9 protein-coding genes are annotated in these 10,399 nt (G+C 73.0%); 7 read left to right on the top strand and 2 right to left on the bottom strand.

The genetic code is table 11. From position 1 onward, the window contains the following. Positions 1-56 precede the first annotated feature (56 nt). On the bottom strand, positions 57-1,055 hold the full coding sequence (locus tag IH13_RS0102765; protein ID WP_031080749.1) for a TAXI family TRAP transporter solute-binding subunit: 999 nt from the start codon (positions 1,053-1,055) through the stop codon (positions 57-59). A 98-nt stretch (positions 1,056-1,153) separates the two neighbouring features. On the opposite strand from IH13_RS0102765, the gene miaB reads away from it, so the two are divergent. Both miaB and IH13_RS0102755 read left to right on the top strand, forming a co-directional pair. Next, positions 1,154-2,674 (top strand): tRNA (N6-isopentenyl adenosine(37)-C2)-methylthiotransferase MiaB, encoded by a 1,521-nt coding sequence (miaB, locus tag IH13_RS0102760; RefSeq protein ID WP_031080747.1) that lies wholly within the window; start codon positions 1,154-1,156, stop codon positions 2,672-2,674. Between the two features lie 151 nt (positions 2,675-2,825). Next, positions 2,826-3,545: a class III extradiol dioxygenase subunit B-like domain-containing protein gene (locus IH13_RS0102755; protein ID WP_031080745.1), complete on the top strand. Its 720-nt coding sequence runs from the start codon at positions 2,826-2,828 to the stop codon at positions 3,543-3,545. A gap of 127 nt (positions 3,546-3,672) precedes the next feature. Here IH13_RS0102755 and IH13_RS0102750 read toward each other — a convergent pair whose 3' ends face one another. Next, positions 3,673-3,918 carry an antitoxin gene (locus IH13_RS0102750; protein ID WP_031080743.1) on the bottom strand — a complete coding sequence of 82 codons (246 nt, stop codon included), beginning with the start codon at positions 3,916-3,918 and terminating at the stop codon, positions 3,673-3,675. 152 nt (positions 3,919-4,070) lie between these two features. Between IH13_RS0102750 and miaA the strand changes: the two genes are divergently transcribed. The 5 genes from miaA (at position 4,071) to IH13_RS0102725 (ending at position 10,360) form a co-directional block, all read left to right on the top strand. After that, on the top strand, positions 4,071-5,009 hold the full coding sequence (gene miaA, locus IH13_RS0102745; RefSeq protein ID WP_031080742.1) for a tRNA (adenosine(37)-N6)-dimethylallyltransferase MiaA: 939 nt from the start codon (positions 4,071-4,073) through the stop codon (positions 5,007-5,009). Positions 5,010-5,116: 107 nt separating this feature from the next. Further along, on the top strand, positions 5,117-5,563 hold the full coding sequence (locus IH13_RS0102740) for a hypothetical protein (protein WP_031080740.1): 447 nt from the start codon (positions 5,117-5,119) through the stop codon (positions 5,561-5,563). 62 nt (positions 5,564-5,625) lie between these two features. Next, positions 5,626-6,498, top strand: a complete 873-nt coding sequence (dapF, locus tag IH13_RS0102735; protein WP_031080738.1) for a diaminopimelate epimerase — start codon at positions 5,626-5,628, stop codon at positions 6,496-6,498. 137 nt (positions 6,499-6,635) lie between these two features. Continuing rightward, a complete protein-coding gene (locus IH13_RS0102730) occupies positions 6,636-8,783 on the top strand; it encodes a RelA/SpoT family protein (protein WP_031080737.1) in 2,148 nt (715 codons plus the stop codon). A gap of 92 nt (positions 8,784-8,875) precedes the next feature. Then, on the top strand, positions 8,876-10,360 hold the full coding sequence (locus tag IH13_RS0102725) for a M1 family metallopeptidase (RefSeq protein ID WP_031080735.1): 1,485 nt from the start codon (positions 8,876-8,878) through the stop codon (positions 10,358-10,360). Positions 10,361-10,399: the final 39 nt, after the last annotated feature.

The following is a 10,399-nucleotide window of genomic DNA, read 5'->3' as shown; positions in this document are numbered from 1 at the left end:
GCACGGCCTGCGGGTGACGGTCACCGTGCCCCGCGACCCGCCGCACGCCTGAACCGTCAGGGCTTCGCCGAGCGGTAGTAGCGCCTGGCCCCTTCGTGGAGCTGCAGCGGGTCGGTGTAGATGGCCGTACGCAGGTCCACCAGCTGGGCCGCGTGGACCTCGCGCCCGATCCGGTCCCGGCTGTCGATCACGGTCCGGGTGAACGCCTCGGTCATCAGCGGATCCGTACGGTCCGTCGTGATCAGCAGGTTGGCCACGGCGACCGTACGCACCGCCTGCCCCTGCTGTGCGTCGTGGTACGCGTCCGCGGGGATCACCGCCGAGCGGTAGTGCCGGGTGGAACCGCCGGCCGCCTGGAGCCGGCTGATCAGCGCGTCCTCCAACGGCACCAGCCGGACGGCGAACCTCTCCGACAGGTCCTCCAGGGCCCCCGTCGGCAGGCCCCCGGACCAGAAGAAGGCGTCCAGCCGCCCGTCGGCGAGCCTCTGGGGCATCGTGTCGATGCCCGCCTCGACGGGAGTGATGTCCCTGCCCGGATCGATGCCCGCGGCCGCCATCAGCCGGTCGGCGACGAGCAGGACCCCCGAGCCCTTCTGGCCCACGCCGACCCGCTTGTCCCGCAGATCGGAGACCTGCCTGATGTCCGAGTCCCGGGGGACCACCAACTGGATGTAGTCGTCGTACAGGCGCACGCACCCGCGCAGCCGCTCGCCCCCGGGCCGGCCGCTCCGCAGATAGGTGGCCACGGCGTCGGCGGTGGCGATCGTGAAGTCGGCCTTGCCCGTGGCCACACGTTCGATGTTCTGCTGCGAGCCCTCGCTGGTCCGCAGCCGTATCGACACCTTGGGCATGTCCTTGCCCAGGGCGCCCTCCAGGCGCTGCCCGTACCGCTCGTAGACGCCGCTGCGCACACCGGTGGAGAACGTGAGCGTCCCGCTGGGTTCCGGCTTCCCGAGCGGGAGCACCCACCACACCAGGAGCCCCAGGACGACGGCGGCCGCCGCGCCGGCCTGAAAGGCGCGCCGACGGCCGAAACGGGACAGTGCGTGCAGCATGGCGCGATCCTGCCAGGCCGGTCCCGTCCTGGCCAGGCCGGATCCCGGCCGAGGACTCCGGCGGCGGGAGGGGCGGCATGAGCGCCTACCCTTGTCCCATGAGCAGCGGCAACCGGAGCGAAGCAGTGGACGTCCAGAAGAGCTACGAGGTACGCACCTACGGGTGCCAGATGAACGTCCACGACTCCGAACGCCTGTCGGGTCTGCTCGAGGACGCCGGCTACGTCCGCGCCCCGGAAGGCTCCGACGGGGACGCCGACGTCGTCGTCTTCAACACCTGCGCGGTACGCGAGAACGCCGACAACAAGCTGTACGGCAACCTCGGCCGGCTCGCCCCCATGAAGACCCGGCGCCCCGGGATGCAGATCGCGGTCGGCGGCTGTCTGGCGCAGAAGGACCGCGACACCATCGTCCGGCGCGCGCCCTGGGTGGACGTCGTCTTCGGTACGCACAACATCGGCAAGCTGCCGGTGCTCCTGGAGCGCGCCCGGGTCCAGGAGGAGGCGCAGGTCGAGATCGCCGAGTCCCTGGAGGCGTTCCCCTCCACGCTGCCCACCCGCCGCGAGTCCGCGTACGCGGCCTGGGTCTCGATCTCCGTGGGCTGCAACAACACCTGCACCTTCTGCATCGTCCCCGCCCTGCGCGGCAAGGAGAAGGACCGCCGCACCGGCGACATCCTCGCCGAGATCGAGGCGCTCGTCGCCGAGGGCGTCAGCGAGATCACGCTCCTCGGACAGAACGTCAACGCCTACGGCTCGGACATCGGTGACCGCGAGGCCTTCTCGAAGCTGCTGCGCGCCTGCGGCACGATCGACGGCCTGGAGCGGGTCCGCTTCACCTCACCCCACCCGCGTGACTTCACCGACGACGTGATCGCGGCGATGGCCGAGACGCCGAACGTCATGCCGCAGCTGCACATGCCGATGCAGTCGGGCTCGGACCGGATCCTGAAGGCGATGCGCCGCTCGTACCGGCAGGAGCGCTTCCTCGGGATCATCGAGAAGGTGCGGGCGGCCATGCCGGACGCCGCCATCTCCACCGACATCATCGTCGGCTTCCCCGGGGAGACCGAGGAGGACTTCGAGCAGACCATGCACGCCGTGCGTGAGGCCCGGTTCACGAACGCCTTCACCTTCCAGTACTCCAAGCGCCCCGGGACGCCCGCGGCCGACATGGAGGGGCAGATCCCCAAGGAGGTCGTACAGGAGCGCTACATGCGCCTGTCCGCCCTCCAGGAGGCGATCTCCTGGGAGGAGAACAAGAAGCAGGTCGGGCGCACCCTGGACGTCATGGTCGCCGAGGGCGAGGGGCGCAAGGACGGCGCCACCCACCGGCTCTCCGGCCGCGCCCCCGACAACCGCCTGGTCCACTTCACCAAGCCCGCCCAGGAGGTACGCCCCGGCGACGTGGTGACCGTCGACATCACCTACGCCGCACCGCACCACCTCCTGGCGGAGGGCGAGCCGGTGGGCGTGCGCCGCACCCGCTCGGGGGACGCCTGGGAGAAGCGCACCACGGCCGCCGCGGCCGAGCCCGCCGGAGTCATGCTCGGCATCCCGGGCATCGGCGCCCCGGCACCGCTGCCCGCGGCGGCGACTCCCGGGTGCGGCTGCGACTGATCCACCCGGGGCGGCCCCGGCCCGCCTGACCTCCCGGGGGCGCGTCCTGCCCGAGGGCGCCCCGGGGGCCCGCCCGGCCGCTCCGGGGCGGAAGGCGTTGGTCCCCCGGGCGGACGTGATCCCCGCCCGCCCCCGCAGTACGCTGACCGGCATGCTCGTCGCCGCCGCCGTCTGTCCCTGTCCGCCGCTCCTGGTGCCCGAGGTGGCCTCCGGGGCCGCCCCCGAACTCGACGCCGCGAGGACCGCCTGCGCGGACGCCGTGGGCGTACTCGCCGCCGCCCGGCCCGACCTGCTCGTCGTGGTCGGACCCGCGGGGCCGGAGGAGTGCGGTGCCTTCCCGGCGGGCTCGTCCGGCTCCTTCGCGGGATTCGGCGTCGAGCTCACGGTGCGGCTCGGGGAGGCCCCCGCCGCGTCCGGCGCGGCACCACGCCCGCTGCCCGTGTCCCTCGCCGTCGGGGCCTGGCTGCTGGAGAGCGCCCGCTGGTCCGGGGCGCCGGTCGAGGGGCTCGGGGTCCGGGAGCCGCTGCCGGCAGACCGCTGCGCCGAGGAGGGACGCGGGATCGCGGCCCGGGCCGACCGGGTGGCCATGCTGGTGATGGGTGACGGAAGCGCCCGCCGCACCGTCAAGGCGCCGGGCTACCTGGACGACCGGGCGGCGGGGTTCGACGCGGAGGCGGCCCGGGCCCTGGGGGCCGCGGACCTCGCCGCGCTGGGCGCACTGGACGCGTCGCTCGCGCACGAACTGGCGGTCGCCGGACGGGCGCCCTGGCAGGTGCTCGCGGGCGCGGCCGAAGGTGCCGGACTGGACGGCCGGCTGCTGTACGAGGACGTCCCGTACGGCGTGGGCTACTTCGTCGCCTCCTGGTCCTGACAGGTCCGGGACCGAAGCGGACCGGGGCGGGCACCGCCGAGGGCCGCGCGGGTCACCAGGGCCCGAGGCCGGAACGGACGAAGGCCGTGGGGCGGGTGCTCCACGGCCTTCGTCCGTCGTCGTCCGGTCAGGCGGCGGGCGGCTTCGGCGGGGTCCCGCCCCCGTCCTTCTGGCCCAGGCGGTCGACCGCGTCCTTCGCCTTCTGCGTACCCGACACGATCTTGTCGCTGTACTTGCCCTTGGTGCGCTGGTCGACCGTGCGCGCGGCCTTGTCGAGACCCTGTTCGATCTTGTCCCCGTGCTGCTGCGCGAGGTCGCCCACCTTCTCCTTGGCCGGGGCCAGCTTGGCCTTCACGTTGTCCAGGAAACCCATGGGGGCCGCCTTCCGTGCTGGGGGACTGTGGTCACATTTTACCCGGGTGGGGGGTGCCTGGGCGTGGCTCCGGGGGGCGGGTCTCCGCGGGCCGCGCCCCGGTGTCCACCCGGGCGTCCGGAAGGTGTCCCGGAGTTTGGGACACTGTCCCGGTGAGCAGCTTCCCTTCCGCCCCTCGCGTCATCACCGTCGTCGGCCCCACCGCGGCCGGCAAGTCCGATCTGGGGGTCTTCCTCGCCCAGCAGCTAGGCGGCGAGGTGGTCAACGCGGACTCCATGCAGCTCTACCGCGGGATGGACATCGGTACGGCGAAGCTGATGCCCGCCGAGCGGGGAGGAGTGCCCCACCGCCTGCTGGACATCTGGGACGTCACCGAGACGGCCAGCGTCGCGGAGTACCAGCGGCTGGCCCGCGCGGAGATCGACCGGCTGCTGGCCGAAGGGCGCACCCCCGTCCTGGTGGGCGGCTCCGGGCTCTACGTGAAGGGCGCCATCGACGCCCTGGAGTTCCCGGGGACGGATCCGGAGGTGCGTGCCCGGCTGGAGGACGAACTCGCGCGCGCGGGCTCCGGTGCGCTGCACGCCCGGCTGGCCGTCGAGGACCCGCAGGCGGCCCGCGCCATCCTGGCCGGCAACGGACGCCGCATCGTGCGCGCCCTGGAGGTCATCGAGATCACGGGCAAGCCCTTCACGGCCAACCTCCCGGGGGACGAGCCCGTCTACGACGCCGTGCAGATCGGTGTGGACGTCGAACGCCCCGAACTGGACGCCCGGATCACCTCCCGGGTGGACCGGATGTGGGAGGCGGGCCTGGTGGACGAGGTGCGTCGTCTGGAGTCCCTGGGGCTGAGGGAAGGACGCACGGCCTCCCGGGCGCTCGGATACCAGCAGGTCCTCGCCGCGCTCGCGGGGGAGTGCACCGAGCAGGAGGCGCGCGCCGAGACCGTACGCGCCACCAAACGCTTCGCGCGCCGTCAGGACTCGTGGTTCCGGCGTGACACGCGCGTGCGGTGGCTGAGCGGGTCGGAGGCGCGGCGCGGGGAACTCCCGCAGCAGGCGCTGGCGTTGGTCGAACAGGCGGTTACAGCCTGATCACGTGATGGCATCGGGAAGCCCCGACCGTCATTTCGGTCCCCGGGAGCGTGCCATCATCGAGCATCGATCGACCAGTGGAGTCAGAGTGGGGAGGGCGCGTGGCGATGGAAGCCGGCCCTCGTGACACCGACCAGCAAGCACCGGACGCGCGGCACGAGGCGGGACGCCTCAGCCCCGACGGACCCGACGCACCCGACGAACACGCCGTCGTCCCGGAGGTCGAGGTCGAGCTCCGGCCGGCGCGACGGATGCGCATCTGGCAGCTGGCGCCGATCGTCGTCCTGTCGGCACTCGGCTCCCTGATGTTCGCCTTCCCGCTCGCCTTCGAATTCGGCGACGGCGGCCCGGTCGTGGCCATGCTGGGCCTGCTGATCAGCGGGTGTGCGGCCGGCTGGGGCATGATGGCGGCGCGCCGGGTGGGCCACACCTGGCCCGGCCTGCCGGCCAGGGGCGCGGTCGAGCGCCCCGACTGGCGCGTGGTCGGCCTGTACGTCGCCGTGGGCGCCGTGCTGGTCACGCTCGCCGTCTGGCGCGTGGCCCGACTGGGCTGAGGCCCACCCCGGGGCCCGGCCCGGGACCGCGGGCTGTCGGTGCGGCCTCGTAGAGTGGGACCGTGAGCACTCCGCAGATCGCCTTCCTCAAGGGGCACGGCACCGAGAACGACTTCGTGATCGTCCCCGACCCGGACAACGCCCTCGACCTGCCCGCCGCCGTCGTCGCCCGCCTCTGCGACCGGCGCGCCGGCATCGGCGGCGACGGACTGCTGCACGTCGTGCGGTCCGCCTCGCACCCCGAGGCCCGGGACATGGCGGAGCAGGCCGAGTGGTTCATGGACTACCGCAACGCCGACGGCTCGGTCGCCGAGATGTGCGGCAACGGCGTGCGGGTCTTCGCCCGCTACCTGCAGCGCGCCGGACTCGCGTCGGAGGGCGACCTGGCCGTCGCGACCCGAGGCGGCGTCAAGCGGGTGCACCTCGCCGAGGACGGCGCCGTCACGGTCTCCATGGGGCACGCCCGGCTCCCTGGAAGCGGCGTGCGGGTCACGGTGGACGGCCGCAGCTGGGACGCCCGCAACGTGAACATGGGCAATCCGCACGCCGTCGCGTTCGTCGATGACCTGGCACACGCCGGCGACCTGCTCTCCGTACCGCCGTTCAGCCCGTCGTCCGTCTACCCGGACGGCGTCAACATCGAGTTCGTCGTGGACCGCGGACCGCGCCACGTCGCGATGCGCGTCCACGAGCGGGGCTCCGGCGAGACCCGCTCCTGCGGCACCGGCGCCTGCGCCGTGGCCGTCGCCGCCGCACGCCGGGACGGCGTGGACCCGGCGGTGACCGGGGCGCCCGCCACGTACACCGTGGACCTGCCCGGCGGCACACTGGTGATCACCGAATCCCCCGACGGTGAGGTCGAGATGACCGGCCCCGCCGTCATCGTCGCCGAGGGCGTGATCGACCCGGACTGGCTCGAAACGGTGAGCGGGTAGAGCTTCGCTCGAATGGGTGATCCGTTTCACGCTGGGCGAGAGCCGGACTGCGCCCCGTGGTGGGCTCGATAGCATCAAGCACCGGCCCGGAGGCGCATCCGCGTACCCACCGCCGGTCGACGCTGCCGGAGGTGCCCATGAGCGCAGAGGCCACCGATCCAGGTGCTCACACCCGTAAGCGCGGTCGCCCACGGATCGACCTGCGCAGACTGGGCCGTGCGGCCCTGCTCGGTCCGGTGGCCCGGGACCGGCTGCCCGATGCCATCGGGCACGTGGCGGAGGCCCACCGCGCGCACCACCCGGACGCGGACCTGACCATCCTGCGCAGGGCTTACGTCCTCGCCGAGTCCTCCCACCGCGGCCAGATGCGCAAGAGCGGCGAGCCGTACATCACGCACCCGCTCGCCGTGACCCTGATCCTCGCCGAACTCGGCGCCGAGACGACGACGCTGACGGCCTCGCTCCTCCACGACACCGTGGAGGACACCGAAGTGACGCTGGATCAGGTGCGTGAGCACTTCGGCGACGAGGTCTGCTACCTCGTCGACGGGGTCACCAAGCTCGAGAAGGTCGACTACGGCGCGGCCGCCGAACCCGAGACCTTCCGCAAGATGCTCGTCGCCACCGGCAACGACGTACGGGTCATGTCGATCAAACTGGCCGACCGGCTGCACAACATGCGGACCCTCGGTGTCATGCGTCCCGAGAAGCAGGCCCGGATCGCCAAGGTCACCCGGGACGTCCTCATCCCCCTCGCCGAACGCCTGGGGGTGCAGGCGCTCAAGACGGAGCTGGAGGACCTGGTCTTCGCCATCCTGCATCCCGAGGAGTACGAGGGCACCCGGGCGCTCATCGCCGAGGCGGAGAGCGGCCAGGACCCGCTCGCGGAGATCGCCGAAGCGGTACGGGCGACCTTGCGCGAGACCGGTATCAGCGCCGAAGTCCTCATCAGGCCCCGCCATTTCGTCTCGGTCCACCGGGTCCGGGGCAAACGCGGCGAACTGCGCGGCACCGACTTCGGCCGGCTGCTGGTGCTGGTCGCGGAGGACGCCGACTGCTACGCGGTCCTGGGGGAGCTGCACACCTGTTTCACCCCGGTGATCTCCGAGTTCAAGGACTTCATCGCGGTCCCGAAGTTCAACCTGTACCAGTCGCTGCACACCGCGGTCGTCGGCCCCGAGGGAGCGGTCGCCGAAGTCCTCATCCGTACGCACCGGATGCACAAGGTCGCCGAGGCGGGCGTCGTCGCCCTCGGCAATCCCTACGCCCAGGACGGCACCACGGCGGCCCAGCACGACGAGCCCGCCGACGGCGAGCGGGCCGACCCGACCCGGCCCGGCTGGCTCTCACGCCTCCTCCAGTGGCAGGAGTCCGCCACCGACCCGGACACCTTCTGGACCACCCTGCGCGACGACCTCGCCCAGGACGGGGAGATCACCGTCTTCGGCGCCGAGGGCGGGACGCTCGGGTTGCCGGCAGGCGCCAGCTGCGTCGATGCCGCGTACGCACGGTACGGCGACGCGGCACACGGCTGCATCGGGGCGCGCGTCAACGGCCGCCTCGCCACGCTCGGCACGGTCCTGACCGACGGTGACACGGTGCAGTTGCTGCTCGCCCAGGACGCCTCTTCCGGACCTTCCCCGGAATGGTTGGACCACGCCCGTACGCCCGCCGCCCGGATCGCGATCGCCGGATGGCTGGAGGCCCACCCCGAGGGCGCCCAAGGACACCCCAAGAGCCGTCCGGTGCCCCTCAGGGCGCCGGACCGGCCCGCCGACGACATGACGTCCGGCCCCGCCAGGGGCGGCGAACGGGACGCCGGTGTGACCGTCGGTGTCCCGGGGGCGCCGGTCCGGCTCGCCGGCTGCTGCACCCCCGTCCCGCCCGACGACGTCATCGGGTTCACCGTGCGCGGCGGAGCCGTCACCGTGCACCGCCGGGGATGCGCCGCCGTCGCCCGTATGCGGGCCCTGGGCCGGGCGGCCGTCGACGCCCGCTGGAACGACACGGGTGCGTGGAGCAGACCCGCCGACTACCGGGTCACCCTGGTCGCCGAGTCCTTCGGGCGCCCCCGGCTGCTGGCCGACCTCACCGAGGCCATCGCCACCGCCGACGCGGCCATCGTGGCGGCCACCGTGGAGCCGCCCAGCGAGCAACGCGTCCGGCACACCTACACCCTCCAGCTCCCCGACGCGGCCGGACTGCCCGGCCTGATGCGGGCGATGCGCGACGTGCCGGGCGTGTACGACGTCAGCCGCGCCCAGCAGCCCGCCGCGGCCCGCTGACCCCGGCTCACCGACCGGACGCGGCCACCCCGTTCGGGTGGCGCGGCGCGCGCCACCCCGCCCCGGGGCGTTCGCACTGGTAGCCGTAGTCCATGCCGCACACCTCCCGCAGACTGCGCGCCGCCCTGCTGGCCACCGCGTCGGTCACCCTCGTCGCCGCGACCCTGCCCGCCCCGGAAGCGCTCGGCATCGGCGACCGCCTCTTCCCCCGGCTGGGCAACCCCGGGTACGACGTCCTCGCGTACGACATCTCGCTCACCTACGACGGCACGAACACCCACCCTCTCGACGCCGTCACCAGGATCGACGCGCGGACCACGGCACCCCTGGAACGCATCAACCTGGACTTCGCCCACGGCACCGTCCACTCCGTCGACGTGGACGGACGGGCCGCCGAGTTCGCCACCGCGGACGAGGACCTCGTCATCCGGCCCCCGGGCCGCCTTCCGGCCGGCGCGCCCGTGCACATCACCGTCCGGCACACCAGCGACCCCTCCGGGGACCCCGCGCGCGGCGGCTGGGTGCCCACCGCGGACGGCCTCGCCATGGCCAACCAGGCGGACGCCGCGCACCGGGTCTTCCCGGGCAACGACCACCCCGCGGACAAGGCCTACTTCACCTTCCGGGTCACCGCGCCGAAGGACCTCACGGTCGTGGCGGGCGGTCTGCCGGCCGGACGGCGACGGAACGGTGCCACCACCACCTGGACCTACCGGACCGCACACCCGATGGCCACCGAACTGGCCCAGGTGTCCATCGGCCGCTCCGCCGTCCTCCACCGCACGGGCCCCCACGGGCTGCCGCTCCGCGACGTGGTGCCGGCGGCCGACCGGGAGACGCTCGAACCGTGGCTGGACAGAACACCGGGCCAGCTGGCCTGGATGGAGGAGCAGGTCGGCCCCTACCCGTTCGAGACCTACGGACTGCTGGTCGCCGACACCGACACCGGCTTCGAGCTGGAGACCCAGACACTCTCGCTCTTCGAGAAGTCCCTGTTCACCGAGTTCGGGTTCCCCGCCTGGTACATCGAGTCGGTCATGGTGCACGAACTCGCCCACCAGTGGTTCGGCAACAGCGTCTCGCCTCGGGTCTGGTCCGATCTCTGGCTCAACGAGGGACACGCCACCTGGTACGAGGCCCGGTACGCCGAGGACCACGCCGGCAAGCAGCTCGAACAGCGCATGCGTGAGGCCTACACCCGCTCCGACACCTGGCGGGCGGCCGGCGGACCGCCCGCCGGCCCCGACGTCCCGTCCCCGGACCACAAGATCGACCTGTTCCGGCCGGTGGTCTACGACGGCAGCGCCCTGGTCCTGTACGCCCTGCGGCAGGAGATCGGTGCGGCCGCCTTCGACCGGCTGGAGAGGACCTGGGTGCGCGCCCACCGGGACCGGTCCGCGACCACCGCGGACTTCACGCGGCTCGCCGCACGGATCGCCGGGAGGGACCTGACGGCGTTCTTCGACGGCTGGCTCCACGGGACGAAAACGCCTCCCATGCCCGGACACCCCGACTGGCGCAGTGCGGAGCCCCACACAGCCGGTGGTCCACGGCGCCCCGCCCCGAAACCCGAGTGACGGGCCCGGCGGGGACATGCCACTATCGACACGTCGGCA

This window comes from Streptomyces sp. NRRL WC-3549, assembly GCF_000721935.1.
Classification (GTDB): Bacteria; Actinomycetota; Actinomycetes; order Streptomycetales; family Streptomycetaceae; genus Streptomyces.
The sequence above is the reverse complement of the archived record's forward strand: the minus strand, read 5'-3'. Positions and strand labels throughout refer to the sequence as shown.

Bases quoted from the DNA above. Each gene is read 5' to 3' on its own strand.
- miaB (WP_031080747.1), top strand. From the start codon at position 1,154: ATGAGCAGCGGCAACCGGAGCGAAGCAGTGGACGTCCAGAAGAGCTAC.
- IH13_RS0102765 (WP_031080749.1), bottom strand. From the start codon at position 1,055: ATGCTGCACGCACTGTCCCGTTTCGGCCGTCGGCGCGCCTTTCAGGCC.
- IH13_RS0102725 (WP_031080735.1), top strand. From the start codon at position 8,876: ATGCCGCACACCTCCCGCAGACTGCGCGCCGCCCTGCTGGCCACCGCG.
- IH13_RS0102740 (WP_031080740.1), top strand. From the start codon at position 5,117: ATGGAAGCCGGCCCTCGTGACACCGACCAGCAAGCACCGGACGCGCGG.
- IH13_RS0102755 (WP_031080745.1), top strand. From the start codon at position 2,826: ATGCTCGTCGCCGCCGCCGTCTGTCCCTGTCCGCCGCTCCTGGTGCCC.
- IH13_RS0102730 (WP_031080737.1), top strand. From the start codon at position 6,636: ATGAGCGCAGAGGCCACCGATCCAGGTGCTCACACCCGTAAGCGCGGT.
- IH13_RS0102750 (WP_031080743.1), bottom strand. From the start codon at position 3,918: ATGGGTTTCCTGGACAACGTGAAGGCCAAGCTGGCCCCGGCCAAGGAG.